The 21795-nt window shown below is 66.9% G+C and carries 27 protein-coding genes; 13 read left to right on the top strand and 14 right to left on the bottom strand.

Annotation, left to right across the window (positions count from 1 at the left end; translation table 11 throughout):
• Positions 1–178 precede the first annotated feature (178 nt).
• Together AC5FRV_RS11135 and AC5FRV_RS11130 are read left to right on the top strand one after the other, a co-directional pair.
• Positions 179–832 (top strand): class I SAM-dependent methyltransferase, encoded by a 654-nt coding sequence (locus AC5FRV_RS11135; protein WP_493561165.1) that lies wholly within the window; start codon positions 179–181, stop codon positions 830–832.
• Positions 833–966: 134 nt separating this feature from the next.
• Complete coding sequence (locus tag AC5FRV_RS11130; protein ID WP_493561164.1) at positions 967–1626, top strand: hypothetical protein; 660 nt, start codon at positions 967–969, stop codon at positions 1624–1626.
• A gap of 32 nt (positions 1627–1658) precedes the next feature.
• On the opposite strand, the gene AC5FRV_RS11125 is transcribed toward AC5FRV_RS11130, so the two are convergent.
• Entirely contained in the window at positions 1659–3215 is a 1557-nt protein-coding gene (locus AC5FRV_RS11125; RefSeq protein WP_493561163.1) for a spermidine synthase, read from the bottom strand.
• Between the two features lie 77 nt (positions 3216–3292).
• Positions 3293–4003, bottom strand: a complete 711-nt coding sequence (locus AC5FRV_RS11120) for a class I SAM-dependent methyltransferase (protein WP_493561162.1) — start codon at positions 4001–4003, stop codon at positions 3293–3295.
• A gap of 253 nt (positions 4004–4256) precedes the next feature.
• On the opposite strand from AC5FRV_RS11120, the gene AC5FRV_RS11115 reads away from it, so the two are divergent.
• Entirely contained in the window at positions 4257–4451 is a 195-nt protein-coding gene (locus AC5FRV_RS11115; protein ID WP_089814507.1) for a cold-shock protein, read from the top strand.
• 168 nt (positions 4452–4619) lie between these two features.
• On the opposite strand, the gene AC5FRV_RS11110 is transcribed toward AC5FRV_RS11115, so the two are convergent.
• From AC5FRV_RS11110 to AC5FRV_RS11100, 3 genes are all read right to left on the bottom strand, one after another.
• Entirely contained in the window at positions 4620–5975 is a 1356-nt protein-coding gene (locus tag AC5FRV_RS11110) for a DUF4397 domain-containing protein (RefSeq protein WP_493561161.1), read from the bottom strand.
• A 404-nt stretch (positions 5976–6379) separates the two neighbouring features.
• Positions 6380–6664, bottom strand: a complete 285-nt coding sequence (gene eif1A, locus AC5FRV_RS11105) for a translation initiation factor eIF-1A (protein WP_089814502.1) — start codon at positions 6662–6664, stop codon at positions 6380–6382.
• A 71-nt stretch (positions 6665–6735) separates the two neighbouring features.
• Complete coding sequence (locus AC5FRV_RS11100) at positions 6736–7314, bottom strand: hypothetical protein (protein WP_493561160.1); 579 nt, start codon at positions 7312–7314, stop codon at positions 6736–6738.
• A gap of 26 nt (positions 7315–7340) precedes the next feature.
• Between AC5FRV_RS11100 and AC5FRV_RS11095 the strand changes: the two genes are divergently transcribed.
• From AC5FRV_RS11095 to AC5FRV_RS11075, 5 genes are all read left to right on the top strand, one after another.
• Positions 7341–7622, top strand: a complete 282-nt coding sequence (locus tag AC5FRV_RS11095) for a hypothetical protein (protein ID WP_493561159.1) — start codon at positions 7341–7343, stop codon at positions 7620–7622.
• 14 nt (positions 7623–7636) lie between these two features.
• The gene (locus AC5FRV_RS11090; RefSeq protein WP_493561158.1) at positions 7637–8512 is read left to right on the top strand and encodes an endonuclease/exonuclease/phosphatase family protein; all 876 of its coding nucleotides are present in this window, start codon (positions 7637–7639) and stop codon (positions 8510–8512) included.
• A gap of 382 nt (positions 8513–8894) precedes the next feature.
• Positions 8895–9911 carry a CDP-glycerol glycerophosphotransferase family protein gene (locus AC5FRV_RS11085; RefSeq protein WP_493561157.1) on the top strand — a complete coding sequence of 339 codons (1017 nt, stop codon included), beginning with the start codon at positions 8895–8897 and terminating at the stop codon, positions 9909–9911.
• Entirely contained in the window at positions 9899–10591 is a 693-nt protein-coding gene (locus AC5FRV_RS11080; RefSeq protein ID WP_493561156.1) for an NTP transferase domain-containing protein, read from the top strand. Before AC5FRV_RS11085 ends, AC5FRV_RS11080 begins: the two co-directional genes overlap by 13 nt.
• Before the next feature lie 115 nt (positions 10592–10706).
• Entirely contained in the window at positions 10707–11381 is a 675-nt protein-coding gene (locus AC5FRV_RS11075) for a glycerophosphodiester phosphodiesterase (RefSeq protein ID WP_493561155.1), read from the top strand.
• A gap of 17 nt (positions 11382–11398) precedes the next feature.
• Here AC5FRV_RS11075 and AC5FRV_RS11070 read toward each other — a convergent pair whose 3' ends face one another.
• The 4 genes from AC5FRV_RS11070 to AC5FRV_RS11055 form a co-directional block, all read right to left on the bottom strand.
• Positions 11399–12043 carry a DUF302 domain-containing protein gene (locus tag AC5FRV_RS11070; RefSeq protein ID WP_493561154.1) on the bottom strand — a complete coding sequence of 215 codons (645 nt, stop codon included), beginning with the start codon at positions 12041–12043 and terminating at the stop codon, positions 11399–11401.
• 215 nt (positions 12044–12258) lie between these two features.
• Positions 12259–12540, bottom strand: a complete 282-nt coding sequence (locus AC5FRV_RS11065) for a hypothetical protein (RefSeq protein ID WP_493561153.1) — start codon at positions 12538–12540, stop codon at positions 12259–12261.
• A 243-nt stretch (positions 12541–12783) separates the two neighbouring features.
• Positions 12784–13500: a DICT sensory domain-containing protein gene (locus tag AC5FRV_RS11060; RefSeq protein WP_493561152.1), complete on the bottom strand. Its 717-nt coding sequence runs from the start codon at positions 13498–13500 to the stop codon at positions 12784–12786.
• A gap of 46 nt (positions 13501–13546) precedes the next feature.
• Positions 13547–13933, bottom strand: coding sequence for a DUF7344 domain-containing protein (locus tag AC5FRV_RS11055; protein WP_493561151.1), 387 nt, complete (start codon positions 13931–13933; stop codon positions 13547–13549).
• A gap of 149 nt (positions 13934–14082) precedes the next feature.
• On the opposite strand from AC5FRV_RS11055, the gene AC5FRV_RS11050 reads away from it, so the two are divergent.
• A complete protein-coding gene (locus tag AC5FRV_RS11050; protein WP_493561150.1) occupies positions 14083–14694 on the top strand; it encodes a translation initiation factor IF-2 subunit beta in 612 nt (203 codons plus the stop codon).
• Here the strand turns inward: AC5FRV_RS11050 and AC5FRV_RS11045 are convergent.
• On the bottom strand, positions 14646–14909 hold the full coding sequence (locus tag AC5FRV_RS11045; RefSeq protein WP_493561149.1) for a hypothetical protein: 264 nt from the start codon (positions 14907–14909) through the stop codon (positions 14646–14648). The two genes, AC5FRV_RS11050 and AC5FRV_RS11045, sit on opposite strands and share 49 nt — an antisense overlap.
• 102 nt (positions 14910–15011) lie before the next feature.
• Here AC5FRV_RS11045 and AC5FRV_RS11040 point away from each other — a divergent pair, with 102 nt between their 5' ends.
• Together AC5FRV_RS11040 and rnhB are read left to right on the top strand one after the other, a co-directional pair.
• Positions 15012–15155, top strand: coding sequence for a hypothetical protein (locus AC5FRV_RS11040; RefSeq protein WP_493561148.1), 144 nt, complete (start codon positions 15012–15014; stop codon positions 15153–15155).
• A 63-nt stretch (positions 15156–15218) separates the two neighbouring features.
• Entirely contained in the window at positions 15219–15851 is a 633-nt protein-coding gene (gene rnhB, locus AC5FRV_RS11035) for a ribonuclease HII (protein WP_493561147.1), read from the top strand.
• Between the two features lie 676 nt (positions 15852–16527).
• Here the strand turns inward: rnhB and AC5FRV_RS11030 are convergent.
• Both AC5FRV_RS11030 and secF read right to left on the bottom strand, forming a co-directional pair.
• Complete coding sequence (locus AC5FRV_RS11030) at positions 16528–18159, bottom strand: preprotein translocase subunit SecD family protein (protein WP_493561146.1); 1632 nt, start codon at positions 18157–18159, stop codon at positions 16528–16530.
• Positions 18156–19037 carry a protein translocase subunit SecF gene (gene secF / locus AC5FRV_RS11025; protein ID WP_493561145.1) on the bottom strand — a complete coding sequence of 294 codons (882 nt, stop codon included), beginning with the start codon at positions 19035–19037 and terminating at the stop codon, positions 18156–18158. Before secF ends, AC5FRV_RS11030 begins: the two co-directional genes overlap by 4 nt.
• Positions 19038–19202: 165 nt before the next feature.
• Here secF and AC5FRV_RS11020 point away from each other — a divergent pair, with 165 nt between their 5' ends.
• Together AC5FRV_RS11020 and AC5FRV_RS11015 are read left to right on the top strand one after the other, a co-directional pair.
• A complete protein-coding gene (locus AC5FRV_RS11020) occupies positions 19203–20492 on the top strand; it encodes an outer membrane protein assembly factor BamB family protein (RefSeq protein ID WP_493561144.1) in 1290 nt (429 codons plus the stop codon).
• A gap of 268 nt (positions 20493–20760) precedes the next feature.
• Positions 20761–21072: a DUF7968 family protein gene (locus AC5FRV_RS11015; protein WP_493561143.1), complete on the top strand. Its 312-nt coding sequence runs from the start codon at positions 20761–20763 to the stop codon at positions 21070–21072.
• A gap of 36 nt (positions 21073–21108) precedes the next feature.
• On the opposite strand, the gene AC5FRV_RS11010 is transcribed toward AC5FRV_RS11015, so the two are convergent.
• Together AC5FRV_RS11010 and AC5FRV_RS11005 are read right to left on the bottom strand one after the other, a co-directional pair.
• A complete protein-coding gene (locus tag AC5FRV_RS11010) occupies positions 21109–21270 on the bottom strand; it encodes a DUF7987 family protein (RefSeq protein WP_493561142.1) in 162 nt (53 codons plus the stop codon).
• A gap of 1 nt (position 21271) precedes the next feature.
• Positions 21272–21733, bottom strand: coding sequence for a DUF5812 family protein (locus AC5FRV_RS11005; RefSeq protein WP_493561141.1), 462 nt, complete (start codon positions 21731–21733; stop codon positions 21272–21274).
• Between the last annotated feature and the right edge of the window lie 62 nt (positions 21734–21795).

Genomic DNA, 21795 nt, shown 5'->3' with positions numbered 1-21795 from the left:
TTCAGTCGAGTTTTGCCGGCTGAACCGTCTGAACGGTTCTGGACGGTCACGACGCGGCCAGCGACCGAGCGATGAACGATTCGACGAGGGTCACGGGACGCCGCGCCCGGTCCCGCTCCACCGGTCGGCAGTCGCGCCCGGGTCAGCGCTTTAGTCGCGTCCGGTCCAATCGTCACGTATGACCGCCGAGGCCCGCGACCGCCCCGCGAAAGAGCCCGAAGAGATCGAAGCGGTGTACGAGGACGTGGCGCCGAAGTTCGCCCGGTTCGAAGCGCTCGACCGGCTGTTCACCGGGCGATATCGCGAGCAACTGTTCTCCCGCGCAGACGGGCGCGTGCTCGACGTGGCCTGTGGGACCGGTATCAACTTCCGCTATCTCCCAGACGACGTCGAACTCGCCGGTATCGACCTCAGCGAACCGATGCTCGAGCGGGCGCGCGAGCAGGCGGCCGAACTCGGGAGGGACGTGGACCTCCAGCGGGCCGACGCGGCCGACCTCCCCTATCCCGACGACAGCTTCGACACCGTGATCTCGTCGCTGTCGACGTGTACGTTCACCGACCCGGTAACGGTGCTGCGGGAGATGGATCGGGTCTGCCGACCCGACGGCCGAATCCTGCTGCTGGAGCACGGCCGGAGTAGCCTTGGCCCTGTCGCCAGATTCCAGGACTGGTGGGCGCCGCGCCACTTCGAATCGATGGGGTGTCGGTGGAACCAGGAGCCAGTCGACCTGGTCGCCGAGGCCGGCTTCGACTCGTTCGAGGTCCGCGAGCGGTTCCTCGGCATCATCACCCTGCTGAAAATCCGGCCGAGAGGCCACGACCCCGCGTAGGCTCACAGTTCAGTTCGGGGGTGGATCGGGCCGGTCACGCCGGTCTGGTTGGTCGGGTCGGTCGGACCGGTCAGGCCGGGCGCCGTCGAAAGTGTAGTCCAAACGAACTTACTGGTGCGGGTCCAACTGCGGACGTGAACCGATTACTCGATCCCCGACGGGAGAGCGAAGCGGTAGAACCACCGGACGACGTGACTCCGAGCCCTGACCAGAATCGCTCTGGCGGCGGGCTCAGGAGAATCCTCTTCGGTCTCGGCGTCGCCGCGCTGACCTACCTGGTCGCACGGCGGATCCGGCGAAGCGAGAGTGCGCCCTCGATGGGCGAACTAAAAGAGACGGTGGGTGACGTCCGATCCGGCGACGGGTTCGAGATTCCCATCGGCGAGACCGGCGACGAGCGGTCGGCGGGCAGCGAGGCCTCCTGGGGCACCGGCACGACACAGGGTGCCATCGGTACCGAACCGATGCCCGGCGAGGACCTCTCCAGCGGCCGCAGCGGTGACGAGGACGCCCCGGAGAGCGAGGGGCCCGACCGTGGACAGTCCGACCGGGACGAATCTGGCGGGGACGAACCGGAACCGGACCGCTCCGGGGAAGCGGTCGATGAACGGGCCCAGGATGAGCCGAACGGACCCGGCGAGACGACCGTCGACGAGGACGCGACCGACGACGTTCACGCCGACGCGGACGAGGAGACAGACGGTGTCGAAGACGCTGGTGCGGAGGACGAGGACCGCGGGGCGGAGGACGGGGAGCCGGACTCGACCGACGTCGACGACGAAGGGAACGCGTAGGACCGCTTGCTCGGCGGGCTGGTCGCTTCTCCCTAGTCCGCGGCCGTGACGTTGCCGCCCGTCTCCTCGACGACGTAGCGCTGGCCGACCATCGGGTCGAGCAGGCTGTCGACGGGCGCGTGGTCGTCGCGGAGCATCGGGACGCCACTGGTCTCGGGTGGGTCCCGGTAGTTGGCGATCTCGTCGCCGAGGTCGATACCGACGTCGCGGCGGTCGTTGCGCGCCTGGAGCTGTGCCTCCGTGAGTCGGGTGTCGTTCTTCGTCGCGACCACCTCGATGTTCTGGACCGCGACCGTCTCGGTCGTGGGGAAGCTGTACACCTGGGGATAGACCTGGTCCATCGTTCGGTACTCCGCGCGGTAGAACTCCGAGGCCGGCCCCGTGGGCGCGGAGATGAGGTTGGCGAAGAGGACGCCGTCCTCGGAGAGGCGGTCGTTGGCCAGCCGCATGAACTCCACCGTCGTCAGCTGGAAGGGGACCTTGTCCTTGCGGTAGGCGTCGACGACTATCAGGTCGTACTCGTGGTCGGTCTCCCGGAGGAACTGGCGCCCGCCGGTGGTGTGGACGTTCAGGTTCTCGGACTCCTCCAGCCGAAAGTACTCCTTCGCGGCGCCGACGACCTGGGGGTCGACCTCCGCGACGTCGACCGTGACGTCGTAGTCCGCGGCGAATCGTTTCGGTCCGGTGAATCCGCCGCCACCGATAAACAGCACGCGGTCGACGTCGTCGGTCAGCAGGAGCGGCAGGTGGAAGTAGCGCGTGTACTCGAAGACGTGCCGGTTCGGCTCGGACTTGTCCATCGCGCTGTGGGGCTGGCCGTCCAGGTACAGGGTCCGCGTCTCGCCGCGGTCGACGACTTCGAGTTCCTGGTAGGCGGTCTGGGTCTGGTAGACGACCTGGCCCTCCGGGGCGATACCCACCGCGCCGCTGCTCGCGGCGGCGACCAGCAGCACGGCGACGCCGACGCTCGCCAGCGCCTGGTCCCCGTCGACCCAGGGGCGGACGAGCGCGACGGCGGTCCCGACCGAGAGCAGGCCGAAGACGAGTCCGATGACGTCGACGTCGAGGGCCGGGATGAGGAGGAAGGTCGTGGCGAAGGCGCCGACGATACTCCCGACGGTCCCGACGGCGTACACGTGGCCCGACGCCTCGCCGAGGCCCTCCTTCGCCGAGAGTTCGGCCGCGTACGGGCTGATGTATCCCAGCAGGTACGTCGGCGGCCCGAACATGAGGATGATAGCCGGCAGCGAGGCGTACCGGCTGGGGAGCGGGAACGCCGTCGTCGACCGCAACAGCAGGTCGCCGGCGAATATCAGCACGGCGACGTACAGCGCCGTCAGGAGGAACAGTCGCGCCATGTGCCCGTTGGACGCCCTGCTCGCGGCGTACTTCCCGCCGCGGTAGTAGCCGTAGCTGAGCGCCGCCAGGAACACGCCGATGATGCTACCCCACGTGTAGATACTGGAGCCGAACTGCGGGGCGACCATCCGACCCGCGAGAATTTCGAGACCCATGCTGGTGACGCCGGAGACGAAGACGGCGAGTTCCGGGCGCGACGGGCGGTAGTCCAGGGGCCGGGACGGTGCCATATCGCTACGTCGGGCAGCGACGCCAATAAACGTTGGACGAACGACGGGGCGACGAACGACGACCGAGAACCGACGAACTACGCCGTCGTGGCGCGAAACGTCCGGACGGTGTCGCGGCGGGTCTCGCCGACGTCGACCTGCTCGAAGCCGCGTTCGGTGAACACCCGCTCCCAGTCGCGGTAGTACAGCGGCAACTCGTCGTGGACGTAGTTCACGTCGGCGTCCCCCTGGCCGTCGGCGGCGGAGTCTGGGTCAGTGCCAGAGTCGGCGACAGTTCCGGGATCGGCGTCGTCGGCCGGTTCCGCGTCCTCGGCAGGTTCCGCGTCTGGAGCGGGCTCCTCGATTTCGGCGGTGACGAACACGTCACCGGTGATACGGGCGAGTTCGTCGAACACCCACTCGTCGTCGGGGTGGATGTGCTGGAGCGTCTCGGCGGAGTACACCGCGTCGAAGCGGTCGTCGTCGAACTCGGCGACGACGTTCTCGATGGAGTCGACGTGGAACGTCCCCGCCTCGGCCAGGTCGGGGTAGGCATCCGCCATCACGTCGAAGGCCTCGTCGTTGATGTCGACGCCGGCGAGCGAATCGAAACCGTCCTCGTGGAGGTGCGCGAGGTGGCGGCCCGAACTGCAACCCAGTTCGAGGATAGACGCCTCGCGGTCGAGCAATCGCGCGAGCGACGCCCGGATCAACTCGCTGGTCTCGTCCGGACCGTAGTAGGCGTAATACGCCGGGGAGTACTCGCCGGACCGGTCGGCCCACTGCTGACGGACGTTGTTGGCATCCACTGCCCGAAACTCCGGGCCCGACGCTTAAGTCAGGTCGGACTGGCCGACTGCGGCCGGATCCGTCGAACTTGCGATCCGGCAGAACAACTGGCCCGATCCACCGGAGTGGGCATTTATATCGGCGATTCCCCCACCAGACTGGACATTTATCTCCCCACCCAAGTTTGCTTCGGACGTTCGTCCACGAAACGCGTGGCGGAGTACCACGACTCACGGAACCCTTATCCCTGCATCGGCACTGTGTCTATTTGCAATGGCAAACGGTAAGGTTGACTTCTTCAACGACACAGGCGGCTACGGTTTCATCGAGACTGAGGACGAGGACGACGACGTGTTCTTCCACATGGAAGACGTTGGCGGCGAGGACCTCACGGAAGGGACCGAGATCGAATTCGACATAGAACAAGCCCCCAAGGGCCCGCGCGCGACCAACGTCGAACGCGTCTAACTACGGCTTCTACCCGTCGCCGCCTGGCGACGACGAAGTACAAGTTTTCTCGAACGAACGAATCGCCGAGCGATAGCGACGCTACGCGAGAGAGCCGAGAAAGCCCTGTGAGCGGCGTCACAGCGCGAAAAAAGTGGAGCGGTAATTGACCGGTAGCGTGCTGCCCGGTTACGGTGCGAGCAACAGCGTGTCGTTGCCCGTCTCGTTCGCCTCGGTTTCGTTCACGCCACCAGCGGTCACGTTTCCGGTCGTCTCGTTCTCCGTCGCGTTCAGACCGGCGTCGGTCTCCGTCTCGTCGAGACCGACGTCAGTCTCGGTCTCGGTCTCAGTCTCGTTCATACCGGCGTCGGTCTCGGTCTCAGTCTCGTTCATACCGGCGTCGGTCTCGGTCTCAGTCTCGTTCATACCGGCGTCGGTCTCGGTCTCAGTCTCGTTCATACCGGCGTCGGTCTCGGTCTCGTTCATCGCCGTCTCGTTCGCCTCGCCGTCCTCACCCGGCAGGTTCACCGTCGTCGTCGCGTCCTCGGCAGCCGTCAGGTTGAGGCTCCGCTGGGAGTCGGCCGGCGGCTGGTCGTAGCCCAGCGCGATGGCGGAGTAGGCCGTGCCGCCCTCGACGGTGACGTCGAAGGTCTCCAGGATGTTGGAGCCCTCCTCGTCACCCTCCATACGGACCTCGACGGTGTAATCGCCCTCGGGGACCGTCACGTAGTCCGAGGCGTTCTGGTAGGAGAGGTTGTCGGCGAGGACCACGTCGCTGCCCTCGACCGTGACGTCGACGTTACCCGCGTCGGGGGACAGGTGGACGACGCTCACGGCTGCCTCACCGTCCGCCGGCTGGTACGCGTTGTCGTTGAACAACGCGGCTTCGAGCTGGGGCGTCTCCTCCTCGTCCGCTTGGTCCTCGTCGTCGGCTTCTTCCTCCTCGTCGGTCATCTCACCGCTGGTCGCGGCGAACGTCGTCACCGTGCGCGGGTCCAGCGTCACGTTCTCTGAGTAGACGACCTCGTCGTCTTCGCTCGTCGTGACCGTCACGTTGTACTCGCCGGCTTCGAGCGTCAGATAATCACTCACGGCACCGTAGGGGACCTCCTCGAGGACGGTCTCGTTGTCGACCGAGACGTCGACCGCGTCGACGTCGGGCGCCCCGTGGACGACGCGGAGGTAGGAGATCTGCTGGGTGTCCATCTCGTCCTCGGCAGTCTCGTTGGCAGCAGCCGTCTCGTTCATGCCGGCGTCAGTCTCGTTATCGGTCTCGTTCGCGCCGGTCTCCGTCTCCGTCTCGTTCATGCCGGCGTCGGTCTCGTTATCGGTCTCGTTCATGCCGGCCTCCGTCTCCGTCTCGTTCATGCCGGCCTCCGTCTCCGTCTCGTTCATCCCGGCGTCCGTCTCCGTCTCGTTCAGGCCACTATCGGTTTCGGTCGCCGTCTCGTTCATGCCGGCGTCGGTCTCGTTGCCGGTTTCGTTCCCGTCTGTCTGTGCAGCGACGATCGCGCCGCCCGCGAAGACACTCGCGACGAGTGTCACTGCGAGGGCGATCGCCACTACTCTCGTACGTCTGTTGTCGGACATTCCAGGCGACCATTGGGAGACGGGGCGCTTTGTTATCCAGCGGCAAGTACGCGGGCCCGCTCGCTAAGGTGAAAATACGTGGCCCGCCGTCCGACGGGGCACGAAACCGGCCTCCAGGGCGACCAGGGCAGAGAGCGATGGGATAGTGGCCGTAATCGCAAGAGGGCGGCCGGAAATCCGCCCGTATCTCGAGGGGTGGGACGTACCGAGCGAGTAAGCCGACGTTTCCCGATAATCCGGTGACGGCGGCCGTGTTAGTGATTCACGGGAAAGGTGGTAACAGACATCGTCACTCGCCGGGCGGAAAGACTGGACACGATGGCACGCTCGCGTTCGCGGCGCGTCTCGCAGTCGGAAAATCAGTCGATGTGGCCTTCTTCGCGCAGCTGCTCTGCGTCCTGGCCGGTGTAGCGCCACTCGATGTTGGCCTTCTCGTCCTGCCAGTCCCAGGGCTCGACGAGGACGACGTCGCCCTCGTTGATCCAGGTTCGGTACTTCATACGGCCGGGAATACGGCCCATTCGGTTCTCGCCGTCTTCGCAGCGGACGCGTACGTGGTTGCCGCCGTTGTGTTCCGTCACCACGGCGAACAGCTCGTCGTTGTTGGGCATCCGGAGATTGCGACGCCCTTGTTCTTCACTCACACCTGTACTAGTCCGGACGCACAGTTAAATGGTTTGAGATTGGTGGTACCGTGTGACACGGTCGGCGGCGCTCACTCGGCGCGGGTCGGACTGTCGACGGTGTACTCGTCGATCCACGGCGGTTCGGTCCGGTCTTTCGCCCAGGCGAAGAGGTGGCGTTTCTCGTTGGCGTAGTAGAACCGATAGGCGTCGACGTAGTGGTCGGCCGTCCACTCGCCGGTGACCTGTGGCGGGTCCCGGGCCGACTCGGTTGGCCAGTCGAGGTCGCGAATAGCGCTCTCGTCGAGCGAGTTCACCACCGCCCAGGACGCGTGGTCCTCGTCGTCCGTGTGATCCCAGCGATAGCGCCACTCGTCGTGGGCGGCCCCGGTGTAGTCGCGCAGGCGACGCCAGTTCGCGTGGCTCTCGGTCGCCCAGCGGGTGAGCGGGTGGTCCGCGTGGCTGAAGTACAGGTCCGGTGTCTCGGGATACCCGTTGACCTGCGCGGCGGTGGTGAGCACCGTCGCGTTCTCCAGGACGCTGCTGGTCACGTGTCTGTCCACCAGCCAGCGGGCCGCCTGGGCGACGTCCTCGTCGAGCCAGAAGGCGTTGACCATCGGCCAGAGGTAGTCCCTCCTCGCGGTTATCACCTCCGCTCGGTCCCAATTCACTTCACCGTCGGGCGCCAATCGTTGCCATGGAACAGTACGAGCGGGAGTTCCTGGAGGCCGTCGCCGCCAACCTCGCGGCGAGCATCGCCAGCGGGATGCGCTCGACGACCGACGAGGACCTGTTCGAGGACGAAACGACGCTCACGGTCGCCGGTCGGATGTGGGCCAGGGGCTATCTCACCGGACGTCTCTCCATCGTGCGGAGCGGCACGACGGGGAACCCCAACCTCTCGGCAGACGACCTCGAAGCGGTCGCCGCCCTCATCGACCAGAACGAGTCCGACATCGCGGCGCAACTCTACGGCTAACAGTCACTATTCCAATGCCCCTCCCGGTCAGCGTCCTCTCGTACAACGTTCGCTACGACAATCCCGAAGAGAACACCCATCCCTGGCGGAAGCGCCGCGACCGCGTCGCCAGCGTGATCCGGTTCCACGACCCCGACGTCGTGGGGCTCCAGGAGGCGCTTCACGGACAGCTCGAGGACCTGCGCGACCGACTTCCCGAGTACGAGTGGCTCGCCACCGGGCGCGAAGAGCCCGAATGCGCCGGCGAGTACGCCGCCATCGGGTACAAACGCGACCGCTTCAACCTCGAAGAAGAGGGGACGATGTGGCTCTCCGAGACGCCCGAGGTGGAAGCGAGCGTCGGCTGGGACGCCCAGCTCCCCAGACTCGTACACTACGTGCGCCTGCGCGAGGAGGAGACGGACGTCGAGTTCTACCTGTTCAACACCCACTTCGACCACTACGGCGAGACCGCCCGTCTCGAGAGCGCGAAGCTGTTGCTCGACCGGATCGACGACCTGGCGGCGAACGAGCCGGTCGTCGTGACGGGCGATTTCAACTGCCTGGCGGGGTCACCGCCGTACGAACAACTGACGAGCCGGGAGAAGCGAAGCGCCGGACGGACGCTCCGGGACACCCACCAGATCGCCCGCCGCGGGCACCACGGGCCGACGACGACGGTCACGGACTTTCAGAACCTCGTCCCCGAGCGAAAGATCGACCACGTCTTCGTCACCAGCGACGTCGAACCAGTCCAGCACGGGGTGTGCGCCGACTGCTTCGACAGCGGGGTGTACCCCTCTGACCACCTCCCGATTCTGGTGGAACTGATGTTACCGGAGAACGCGCCGAATCCGGCCGAACAGAACGCCATCGAGGGCGCTGGCGCGCACGAGCCGACCTCGGAGTGAACCGGCCCCGATTCGCCGGCACCCACCCACGTCAGACCGCTTCGACACCACCGCGATGCCCGAATTCGCCGTCGACCTGGCGGAGAACACCAGTGTGTGCCCGTGCCAGCGAGATACCTGCCAGTCCCACGCGCCACGCAACCCAGTAGGCGGCCACCTGCCGGTCGAGAGCGATTCCGGCGCACGCCAGCGCCGCTACCGGTCGGCCGCCTCCGGTAGCGGACGGCAGTATGGACAGCGAAACGCGGCCGCCCGTCTCGCGGGTGCCGGTATCCTCCCGTTATCGGTCGTGAACTAACTGTCCCGGTAAGACCGATAGCGTCCTATCGCTATTGATGGGACAGTATCGCAATCAACCTCGACGTATCGTTCGTGAGTCCGCATGAGTACGCTCCGTGCTCCCGACAGAGCCGTCGAAGTCCTCTACAGCTGCGAGCGCCCCTTCATGCGCAAGACGTTCCAGGCGATCGACCGCCACCTCGACGCCGAATCGGCGTACGTCCCGCTCCGCGAGGAGGCGGTCGGGTGCTGGGACGAGGTCCCGATGGTCGACGTACCGCCCGGTGACGTCGACACTATCGACGAGACCGTACGGGCGCTCGATCCGGACGTGGTCGTCGAGAACCACCGGTTCCGTCCCGGCGAGCGCCAGTACGTCCGCGAGTTCCCGGTCGTTCACGTCCGTCACGGCTGCTCACTCGGCCGGGGCGAGGAGTGGAACACGACCCGGGATCTCGGGGACCTGGTCGACGTCGCGCTCGCGCCCGGGTCGTTCTGGGCCGACCACTACCGCGAGCAGTTCCCCGACGGGGTCGAGACGCCCGTCGTCGGCGTCCCGGAGGCCGACGAACTCGTCGACACCGACCCGCCCCGGAAACGACGGGTGCTCTACGCCCCCACGAACCACAACTACGGTGGCGGAAGTTACGTCAACACGGCCGAGCACGTACTCGACACCTTCGCCGACAGCGACTACGAACTCCGCTTCCGGCCCCACCCGATGGACCGCATCGAAGAGCCCGGCGAGTCCGTGACCGAGCGGTGTCGCCAGCGCATCGCCGACCTCCCGAACGTCACGTTCGACGACGAGGCCACGCCCCGCGAGAGCCTGCTGTGGGCCGACCTCCTCGTCTCGGACTACTCCGGCATCGTGACGGAGTGGCTCCACACCGGCCGGCCGCTGGTCCAGCTGACCGACGTCGTCGCCGACAGGGCGGTCCCGAAGGTAGGGCACGCGACCGACCAGCTCACGCTGGCACTCGTCGACGAACTGTACGAGGACGGCTACGCGCCCGACGTCGAGCGACGACGGGACGAGACGCTGTCCGAACTCGGCATCCCGATGGACGGACGCGCCGGCGAGCGCGCCGCAGCGGAGGTGGCGACGTGCGCGCAGTGATCCTCGCCGCCGGCGAGGGCAGCCGGATGGGCGTCCACACCGAGGACCGACCGAAGGCGTTCATGGATCTCGGCGGTCGAACGCTGTACGCCCGTCAGCGGGCCGTCCTCGACGAGTACGTCGACGACGTGACCGTCGTCCTCGGCTACGCCGCCGACAACGTCCGTGACGAAGTCGGCGGGGCCGACGTCGTCGTGGTCGAGGACTGGGACGACTACGACAACGCCGAGTCGCTCCGTCGGGCGCTCCAGGTCGTCGACGACGACGTGCTCGTGCTCAACGGCGACGTCATCGTCACCGAGCAGGCGCTCGAAGAACTGCTCGGCGCGTTCGCCCGCGCGCCCGCCGGACGGAACGTCGTCGGGTGCATCCGTGGGGACCAGGAGGAGTCGACGGCGATTCGGTGTGACGAGGCGGGCGTCGTCACGGACTACGGGATGATACGGGGGCCCCAGCACGCTGGCGTGGGCGTCGTCGACCGGTCGACCGTCGGCCCGGCGGCGTCGTACCTGGCCGGCTACCGCGAGGAGTGGTACCCCGTGGTCTACCCGGCGTTCGCCACCGATGCCGTCGCCATTCCGCGGGCCCACCACGTCGAGATAAACCGACCCCGGGACAAGGTGCGCGCGATGCGGAAACTGCCCATGGTCGCGACCAGCGAGGCAGACGTCGAAATCTGAGAGGCGCGCGCGGAAATTACACTCGCCCCGACGATAAGGACGGGTTAGCGCCGGCAGAAAACCGCCCGACGGCGAGGCGACAGCGTTAATTGGATCCTTCCCTTCGACTCCGGCAATGCAGGTGATCGGCCACCGAGGCTGTGCCGACGTGTATCCCGAGAACACCGTGCGTGCGGTGACCCGCGCGGCGAAGTTCCTCGACGCCGTCGAGGTCGACGTCCGCCGCTGTGGCTCCGGCGAGCTGGTCGTCTTCCACGACGAGACCGTCGACCGCCTGACGGACGCGAGCGGCCGCCTCGCCGACATGGCGTGGGCGGAGCTACGGGAGCTCGACGTCCTCGGGTCGGGGGAATCGATCCCGCGCCTGGAGACGGTGCTCGCAGCCGTCCCCGACGGCGTCGAATTGCAGATCGAACTGAAGGAGACCGGCCTCGCCGCCGACGTCCGCGAGGCCGTCCGTGCGGCCGACTGCGAGGTGAGTGTCTCCTCGTTCGACGAGGCCGCGATCAGGGAGGTCGTCGACCTCGGCTGGGACGTCTCCACCGGGCTCCTCTTCGAGTCCGACCCGCTGGAGAAGCTCCAGACCGCCGTCGACCTGGGCTGTGACGCCGTTCACCCCTACTACGATATGTGCCTGGAGACGGACGTCGTCGAGGCGGCCCACGAGGCCGGCCTGGCCGTCGTCGCCTGGAAGGCCGCGCGCCGCCGGACCGAGATCCACGTCCTCCGGTCGCTCGGCGTCGACGGAGTCACCGCCGACCGCTGGGAGATCGCCAGCGGGCTGGCGTAAGTCCTCGAAACCAGCGTCTAATCGGCCTCTGTCTCCGTCGCTGTCCCGGTCTCCGTCCGCTCAACGGGGGCGTTTGCCAGCGCGTCAAGCGCGCTACTGATCGTGTCGAGGACCTCGTCGCTGGCCGTGAGCCCGTGGCGACGAGCGAGGTACGCCGGGTCGTTGTACACGACGGTCGTCCCCGCCTCGTCCGCGAAGACGAGGATCTTCTGGGGGAGGTCGATGGCGACGGTCCGCCGTTGGTTCATCAGCTGGGTCCCGAGCGAGGGGTTGCCGAATAGCAGGAGCGTCGTCGGCGGAAGCGACTGGTCCACGGTCGCGGCGTTCTCGGCGTGGTCCACTGTCGTCATCAGGTTCAGGTTCTCGTTGGCCTCGATCGCGCCGGAGATCGCCGCGACGACGTCCGCGACGGAGGCCTCGCGCTCGACGGTCACCAGCCCGTCCATCGCCATCTCCGTGGCCGTCTCGGTCGCTTCGCAGTCGGGCGTCGACCCGTCGGCCGTTGCCCCCTCGGTCACCGTCGCGTCTGTCTCCTCCGTCGAGGTCCGGGTCGACTCCTGATCACCGACGGCACCGGTACAGCCGGCCAGCGCGGTCGTCCCGAACAGGGCGCCGGCGAGGGCGAGCGCGTCGCGTCTCGTGCGTGATCGTTCCGATTGCATAGCCAGTACATGACGACTCGGTGACGGGTGAAACCGTTGTGTCCCGGGTCGCTGCAGCATCGTCGCAGGCTACGCACCAGTTTGATAGACGGCGCAGCCGTCACGGGACGAACGGACGGCTCGCCTACGACGTGATTAGCGTCCGCGTCGGAGCTCCACGGGTGACGCTTCCTCGGAAAAACCGGAGAACGGAACGGCCAGGGTGTGACCCCTGGTTATCGCTGCATGACGCGCTCGAGGGACTGGACGACACCGCCGCTGCTCCCGCCAGTCGCCTGATCGACCATGTCGCTCATGCGCGTCTGTTCGAAGTAGCCCGCGAACGCCAGGAACGTCGGTGGCCACAGCCCGACGAACAGGCCGGTGAGTTTGTCGCCCTTGACGAAGTAAAAGTACCAGGACAGCGCGACCGACGCCGCCGACGCCACGACGGCGGGGTCCATTCCGGTCTTTTCTGCGGCACGCATCGCCTGTTGCTGTTGACCTCTGTTTGCCATGCTCGTGGGCATTGGAGCCAGGCATCCTTTGTTAGAACCTGAGTAGCGCCGACAACCCGACGTTAGCGCTGGATCGACGAGCATTCCCGGCCCGGACCGAAAATCGCGCCGCCGGTGACACAGCGCCCGACAGGCGCCTCCAGTGGGTGAAACGCGACGTTTCCCCGGCCGGAACGAGCGAACGGTCGGCCTAGAGCGGTGGGGATCGCTCTCGCTCCGTCGGCGAGCAACGGTCGACGGGCGTCACTCGTGGGCGTCCCGGAGGTAGGTCGAGAGTGCCGCGACCCGGTCTTCGTCGTACGTCCAGAACCCGTAGTAGATGCCTGGGGAACGCTCCTCGGCGAGGAGGGCACAGGCGTTCAGCGGGTCGCCGGCGGCGTCGTAGACGAGAAACCAGAAGTCACCGATCTCCGTCCCCTCGCTCCGGAACAGTTCGACCCCGTCGGGCACGGGGACCGCCTCGTCGCCGGCGTCGACGAAGGCGTGGATAGACAGGTCGGTCTGCTCGGCGAGGCGGCGATAGACGTCCACCTGCGCCGCCAGGGCGTCGACCGACTGAAAGCCGACGCGGAGAGTGCCGGCGCCGATCCGCCAGGCCCGGTTCTCTATCTCGCGCGTGGCACCGAGCAACTGTCGGCGGCCGAAGGAGGCGAACAGCGTGTTGTCGAGAATCTCGTACAGCGACCGCCAGGGTTCCGAGACGTCCGTCCGGTACGTCGGCCGGAACAGCGGTGGGTCTAGCAATTCGGCGAATTTTTCGATGCCGAAGGCGCCGACGAAGCCGTCCTCGTCCCGTAACACGACGAAGCCGTCCGGCCCGCCCGGCGCGAGCGACTTGCGCTCGACGGTGACGTTGCGCGACTCGAAGTGAGCCGCGACGTCGGGCGCGCCGTCGCTCGCGTACACGACAATCGTCTTGCGTCGCTTCGCCACGTCCGCGACGAAATCCGCGAGCGTCATCTCCCCGATTGCGTCGGACTTGGACCGGGTCCCTGGAGTGGTCGGGTCATGGAGTGACGGGTTCGCCGGTCCAGTGTTCCGAGAGGTAGGCCGCCTCGACGATCTCGCGCTCCTCGGCCGACAGCGGCGATCGGTCGACGACCAGTTCCGTCGCGTCGAAGTCGACGAGTCCCGCGCTCGCCAGCTGTGGGAGGTAATTGTGGTACAGGGCGATACGGAGCGACGACCGGTCGGCGCCGGTGGTGACCCGGGACTCCGTGGTCGCTAGCCAACCGGCGAGGACGTCGGCGAGTTCGGACAGCGTGACGCGTTCGTGGTCGAGGAGGTGATAGAGCGTGTAACGCTGCTCACGCGTCCCCAGAGCGCGGAGGAGGTCCTCGTCGACGTCCGCATCCAGGACACGACCGAGAACGTCCGGCGGGTCGTCACTCATTAAATTGTATATAGTAGCTCGCCCCATTTGTGTCTTCTGCTAACAATACACACGATTGTGTTTCACAGTGTGCACGTACTCGCCGTCGAAGGGGGGAATGATAGCACGATGTACGGAACGCATTTACGTCCTTGCCACCTCGATTCGATATGAACTACGACTCAGCGCTCGACCGCGCGTTCGACGAACTCCCGGACCAGCCCCGGGAGGCCGGTGAACGCCTCTCCGTCCCCGACCCCGTCGGCCAGACAGACGGCGCCTTCACGCGCCTGACGAACCTCGACGACATCGCAGACGCGCTCGCACGTGACTCCAAGCACGTCCACCGGACCATCCAGCGCGAGCTCGGGACCAACGGCCAGTTCGACGGGAGCCAGGCCCGCTACAACGGTTCGTTCGACACCGACGACTTCTCGGCCGCCATCGACGCCTACGTCGCCGAGTACGTCACCTGCTCGGAGTGTGGCCTGCCGGACACCAAACTCACCAAGGAAGACGGCGTCGACATGCTCCGCTGTGAGGCCTGCGGTGCCTTCCGTCCCGTCGCAAAGCGCAGCACCTCCTCGAGCCAGCAGAACACCGCGACGCTCGAAGAAGGCAAGACCTACGAAGTGAAGATCACCGGCACCGGCCGCGAGGGTGACGGCGTCGCCGAGAAGGGCAAGTACACCATCTTCGTCCCCGGCGCCAGCGAGGGCCAGGTCGTCACCGCCTACATCGAGAACATCTCGGGCACGCTCGCCTTCGCCAAGCTCGCCTGATCCGAGAGCGCTTCTTCGTCCGATTCTCCCGTTTCGAGCCCGTTGACGGCGACCCAGAGCAACAGCAGCCCTTCCAGTCGCATCGCCGGCACGACCCACCGACGGACGGTGAACGCTTCGGGCCCCTCGAAGGCCAGCCGCGTGTACATCGCGACGACCTTCTCGGGCGCGATAAGCTGGATCAGCCCGACAACTGCGATGAGGAATCGGAGCATGACGTGGTGTTGGCGCCCCGCAGAGAAAAGTGCGGTGGGGACCGAGGGCAGCCGCCGTCGGACCCGCAATCCTTAGGAGGGATCCGCACCATCTACTGGTAGATGCCAGCCACGACGGGCGATCACATGGATCGGGCGTTCTGCCGGCTGTACGAACAATTGCGGGCCAGGGCCGAGGCGGAGGGACTCGACCTGGACGACGTGGACGAGGGCGAACGCAGGCGGTCGCGATCCCTGTTCGAGTAGCGCGGACCGGAACGGGCGGCGCGGACCACAACGGACTTCTTTCGAGCCACCGAGTCGATAGCCGTGCGATTCGGCGTCGACGAGGCCGGCAAGGGACCCGTCCTGGGTTCGATGTTCGCCGCGGCGGTCCACTGCGAGCCGTCGGCCCTGCCCGACGGCGTCGGCGACTCGAAGGGCATCGCCCCCGTCCGCCGCGAGGAACTCGCCGCCGAGATTCGCGAGGTTGCCACTGTCGGGGTCGCCGAGATCCCGGTCGAACGCATCGACGCCCCCGAGACGGACATGAACACGCTGACCGTCGCCGCCCACGCGGAGGCGCTCGGCGAGGTTGCCGCCGACGGCCAGGTCGGCACGGTCGACGCCGGCGACGCGAACGCTACCCGCTTCGGCGAGCGGGTGGCGAGCCGGGTGGGCGCTGACGTGCGCATCACTGCCGAGCACCAGGCCGACGAGTCCGACCCTGTCGTGGGTGCCGCGAGCATCGTCGCGAAAGTGGAACGGGACGCTCACGTCGAGCGGTTGGCCGCCGAACACGGCGAGGTGGGGAGCGGGTATCCGAGCGACCCGACGACGCGAACCTTCCTGCGGGAGTGTGTGGAAGAAAACGGCGAGTTGCCAGCGTGTGCGCGCGAGTCGTGGTCGACGTGTGACGACGTGCTCGCCACCGCCGAACAATCCGGTCTGGACGACTTTTGAGCAGGAAGCGTCTTTCCAGCGTCTGGAATTCCATCGCCTGGAGCAGTCAGTACAGTGAGGGCAGTGAGCAATTTGGTGGGTTCGAGTTGTAGACGCGGCCGTGGACAACAAGATGTCGAAAGCCCTCGGCGCGCTCGCCTCGCGCGGCTCGCTGCGCGCCTCCCTCCGGTCGGTGCTTGCATCGCCGTGCTTCGGCCAGCGCACCTCGCCCTTTCAGTCCACCAGGGACCGTAATGCTCGCGCACGGAGGCGCTCGCGATTACAACCACCAAACCTCCCCAGTCGCGCCTGGCGGCGCGACACGCTTCCTGACCGCACAGCAACCGCACGGCCGGGAGCGCGTTTCATCGCGCGACCAGGGGGAGGGCAGGGCTGCGGTGCTGTGCGGGCCTTGGAGTCCTCGTGAGCGAAGCGAACGAGGGCTCGTCAGAGCTTGCTCTGACGGTGGACTGAAAGGGCGAGGTGGGCTCCGGGAACCCGGGCGAAGCAAGCACCTACTGGAGCGCAGCGAGCCCCGGGATCGGAGCGCGCCGAGGGCTTTCTGGTTGTTGGCAGTCTAGTTTCTTCCAGCACTATTCCACCAAAACACCCACTCACTTCACAATAGCATACACCAGAGAGCGTAGCGCCACACTCACAAAAATCAGACCGAGACAAAAGAAAACTCAGAAATTCCTTACCGCTCGTCCTCGCTCAGGACGAGGTGGCGGAGGATGTCACCGTAGGCCGGGCGGGTGACGAGCACACCGATGAGGACGCCGACGATGGTGACGATGGCGAAGCCGGTCAGGTCGCCCAGCGAGAGCACCATCAGCGGGCTCATCGCGATGATGGTGGTCGCGGCGGCGGCGCCGATGACCCAGAACGCCTTGCGGAAGCGGTTCTGGAACACCCGCCCGGTCGCCACCCCCTTCTCCTGGAGGATCTCGTCGGCGATGATGATCAGGTCGTCCACCCCCGTGCCGATGACGGCGATGAAGCCGGCGATGTGGGAGAGGTCGATGGGGAACTGGACCAGCGCGACGAAGCCGAGTAGTATCACCACCTCCGAGAGCGCGGTGACGACCATCGGCACCGCGACGCGGACGTCACGGTAGCGCGTGAACACCGCGCCGCTCACGGCGATGACGGCGACGAGGCCGGTGATGACCGAGTTCGTCTTGTACTCGTCACCGAGCGAGGGCTGGAGCGACGTGGTCTGGGCCTGCTCGAAGTCCAGCGGCGCGGGCAGCGGTTCGCCGACCTTGAGGCTGAGTTCGAGGTTTCGGGCCCGTTCCCGGTCGGGCGCGGTCATCGACATCGTCGGGTTGTTGACGAAGGAGCCGTCGCGGAACTGCGCCGCGAGTCCCGGCGTGACCTCCGCGGCGAAGACGGGTTCGTTATTGAGCGTCGTCAGCAGACAGCGGTCGCCCGCGGACAGCTGCTCGGCGACCGGCGTGGAACTGCTCGTGTCGACGCTACACCGGGTCCCCTGCGTGTAGCCGTGTCGCTGCATCGCCTGGACGAACGGTTCCGCCGCGGAATCGGAGAGCGTCACGCTGACGCTGTATCGGCCGGCCTGGTCCTGTTGGACGTTGCCGATGTCGTCGAAGTCCGCCTGGGTGAGGACCTGCTCGCGGACCACCGAGCCGTTGCTGGCCCGGTAGAGCACGTACTGGCGGACGATGCCCCGTTCGTCGAGGATTTCACGTAGCTCGCCGATGTCGCGACCCGTCGCCTCGATGACGATGTAGTTCTCGCCCGTGGGCGTTCTGGCCTCGCGGACGTCCGCGCCTGTCAGTGCGGAGACCTGGAGCTTCTCGTCGATGACGCTGACCATCTCGTCACGGGTCGACTGGGTGACGCCGTTCCGGACGTCGGACTCGGAGACGTCGTACCCCTCGTCCTGGAGCGCGGTCAGTAGCTCGGCCTGCGTGACGTTCCGGCTGTACACCTCGACGGTGCCGCTGTCGGGTTCGTTCTGCTCGTTGGGAGTCACCTCGACGTCCAGGCGGTCGATCTCGAAGCGCTGGGCGAGCGTAGTCTCCAGCGAGTCCGACTCGTTGAAGCTCGTGATGTTCACGTTCTCCGTCGTGTTGCCGACGATGGGCGCCCGGATGCGGGACCCGCCGTCGAGCTGGATGCCGTACTGGAGGTTCGTCCACCCGCTGTCCCGCTCGTCGGCGGAGACGTTGGCCCCGGTCGGCGCTCCCGTCTCGTTGGCGCCGCCGCCGCCGGCCGTCGCACCGGGCACGAACAGCACGACTGCGCTCGCGACGAGCAGGAGGACCAGCAGGACGATGCGCCAGTTGTCGCGGATGGCGCTCATCGCGCCACCCCCTCGTACTTGTACCAGCGAAGGAGTGAGAGGTTCAACAGGTAGGTGTTCATGAGGTCAGCGGTGAGCCCGATGACGAGAACGATCCCGATGTCCGCCATCAGGTCGATGTTGAATATCGTCGCCACGACGGCCATCACCGACATCGCGGCGATGGAGGTGAGCGTCATCGTGATACCGGTCTCCATCGCGCGGTAGACGCTCTCGTAGAAGCCGCCGGAGCGACGGAGGACGTGGTTGTTGAGCAGAATGTCAGAGTCGACGCTGTAACCGATGAGCATCAGGAGCGCGGCGACGGTGCCCAGCGACAGTTTGATCCCGATGAAGTTCATCACCGCCAGCGGGATGATGATGTCGGAGAACGCCGACACCACGACGGCCAGGCTCGGGACGAAGGTTCGGAACAGCCCGAACACGAGGAGGCTCATCCCGGTGAAGGCGACGACCAGCCCGATGACCGCCGTCTGCTGGGCCCCGGCCCCGAAGGATGGCGCGGTCGACGCGCTCGACAGGACGTTCATATCGGCCGCCTGCGCCTGCTGGCGGATCGACTGGACGTCGGAGGACTGGAGGCGCACGACGTAGGTGTCGCCGGACCCGACGACCCCCTGGACCGAGATGACGGTCTGGTCGAACGACGCCTCGACTTCCTGCTGTGTCATGTCCGATTCGACGCGCAACTCGGTTCCCCCGGTGAAGTCGATGCCGGGCGTGACTGGTGCACCGGGGTCGGTCGGCGCCCCGGTGACGAAGAGCGACCAGCCGACGAGAATCAGAATCGCGAGGGCGAGCACCGCCAGCGGCACGGCCGCCAGCTGACGGTTCGAATACTCCGTGTAATCGACCTCGCGCACGTCGAACTCCATCATGGGGTTTGGTGCGAAAGGGCTCCGAATAAGCCTTCTTATCTCGGGGTCGAGGAGTGCGAGAGTCGCCGGACGGGTGAGGAAGCAGTCCACGTGCGCTGGCGGACCGCGCCCCGCCGGCGCGGACCCAAACTGCTTTGATCGTGGTCCGCGGACAGTCGACGAACGATGTACGAATCCAGACGGCAGTTCCTCCGGACGGCGGGAGCGGCCGCGGCCGGTGTCGCGGCGGCCGGCGGCCTGGCCGGCTGTACGGGACCGCTCCGGACGCTCGGCGGCGGTCCGACGAGTCCGGCCGCCGCGACCGCGGACGCGCAGTTCCGCGGTGACCCGACCCGACGGGGGATCGCTCCGGACGCGACGGTCCCCGAATCGGTCCGGGTCAACTGGGAAGTCCCCGACGTCAACACCGGGGACCACACCGCTGCGAAGGCGAGTCCGGTGCTCGCCCCGAACGGCGACGTCGTCGTCCCCGGCGACACCGGCGAGGTGCGTGCCGTCACGCCCGACGGCGAGGTTCGCTGGCGGACCGACGCCACCGATACGTCCCGTGGCTTCCACGGGACGCCCGCGATCGCCAACGACACCGTCTACGTCGGCGCCTACGACGGGAACCTGTACGCTTTCGACCTGGAGTCCGGCGAGCAGTACTGGCGCGTCCAGCTCGGCGACGCCATCGGGTCGAGCCCGGGCTACCTGGACGGCGTCGTCTACATCGCCGTCGAGTACTACGACCCCAGCGGCGGGATGTTCGGCGTCGACGCGGTCACGGGCGATGTCGTCTGGGAGGACCAGCGCCCGACGGACCACCCGCACTCGACGGCCGCCATCGACGCCGAGCACGGCCGGGTCGTCGTCGGGTCGAACGACGGCGACCTCTACGCCTGGTCCTCCCCCGACCACGAGTTCGAGTGGACCTTCTCGACTGGCGAACCCATCAAGGGCCCCGTCGCCACGTACGACGGCAGCGCCTTCTTCGGCTCCTGGGACGACCACGTCTACCGCGTCGCCCTCGACGACGGCGCCGAGGAGTGGGCCTTCGAGACGGGCAGCCTGGTGATGTCCGGCCCCTCCGTCGAGCAGTCGACCGGGACGGTGTACGTCGGCAGCCACGACTCCAACCTCTACGCCCTCGACGCCGCCACCGGCGAGTCGAAGTGGCGCTTCGACACCGGCGGCAGAGTCATCGGATGCCCCGTCGTCACGAACGACCACGTCCTGGCCGGTTCCTACGACCGCCACCTCTACGCCGTGGAGAAGGACTCCGGCGAGGAACGCTGGCGCGTCGAAACCGGTGGCTGGGTCACGAGCACGCCGCTCGTCACCGACGACGCCGTCTACGTCACCTCGCGGGCGTCCGAGGAGTACCTCGGGGAGGATGAAAGCGAGGACGGCGGTGACGACGACGGGGGGGACGGGCCGACGGGGGCCCTCTACCGCATCGTCGCCGACGAGTGAAGAAACTCCAATTCAATACTTGGTCGCACCCACCGTTCGAACAGCGCTTCCACAACCACCAGGGTGGGGCATCGAAAGGGGCGGACCGGTCGTGAGCCGAACCGACGCAAGCACGCGAGCGAAGCGAGCGCGCACAGCGAGGTGTAGGCCACGACCGGGAGGGGGCTTTCGGAGACGCTGACAGTCGCTTCCCAGTTGTTGAAGACTGCGAACTGAGCTACCTCGGTATCGCGAAGGACCTACCTGACTGAGAGTCCTACACTGAGCGATGACACGAGCCACGCGAGTCGTGCTCTCATACCCGTCCGACCTGAGCGACTGGGGCCGCGACGGCGTCGAAGGGCGGCCGTTCCGGGCCTACCTCGCGAAGGCCCACGACACCGCAAGCGAGGGCGACCTCTGGGCGGAGTTCGTCGACGTCGGCTGCTGTGGGGACTCGCTCGACGTCGACCTCCGGGTCGAGTCGGTCGAGGGCGGCGACGCCGTGGACGAGGACACCGAATTCAGGTTCACCGAACGCGACGGCGATGCAGTCGAAGGCGGCTGGCGCGTCCAGAGCGCTGGCGGACCGACCCTGTAGGTTCCCGGGCCGAACCGGCGTCCCTGCCGTCGGTCCCTACTCGCGCCACTCGTTGACCGCCAGCGGCAGGACGACCCCGACGCCGATCAGGACGCCCCACTGCACGAGTTCGTTGTCGGTGACTGCCGAGGCCGCGATCCACAGGATAACGGCGAGCACGACGAACGCGGCCGTGGTTTTGGTATCTCGGGAGACCATCTCAATCGGGCAGGTAGCGGACGCTGACGACGCCGTCCGCGGCGCGTACTTCGACCCGCTCGACGCCGAGGCGGGCCGCGCGCGCGACGGTCTCCTGGTCGTCGACGACGTCCGCCGCGGCCTGGTCGGTGCGGTCCTCGGGCACCGTCAGCACGTGGATCTCGCCGTCGCCGGCGCGTTCGCGCATCTCGATGTCCCCCTCCGACTGGTCGGCGGCCATCTCTTTCTCCATCGACGTGGGTGCCATCTCGCTGCGCTCAACCGGGATGGTCCGCCGTGACTCGACCTCCGTTAGCTGGTAGGCGACTTCGAGGGGTGGCTCGGCCTCGACCGTCCCTTCGATTACCTCCCCGGCCTCGACGCCCGGGTTGTCCGCGAGCGTGATCACCTGCTGGTCGCGGACGTCGCGTAGCGTGGCGGCCTCCTCTTCGGCTGTCGTCACGAGAAACGTCCCTTCCTTCATGAGCCTGGATTCACGAGGCGCGGCCTTCCCTGTTTCGTCCCTAGAAGATGGAGTTGCGGTAG

This window comes from Halomicrobium sp. HArcel3, assembly GCF_058933135.1.
Note: the sequence above shows the minus strand (reverse complement) of the source record. Positions and strands in the feature narration are given on the sequence as shown.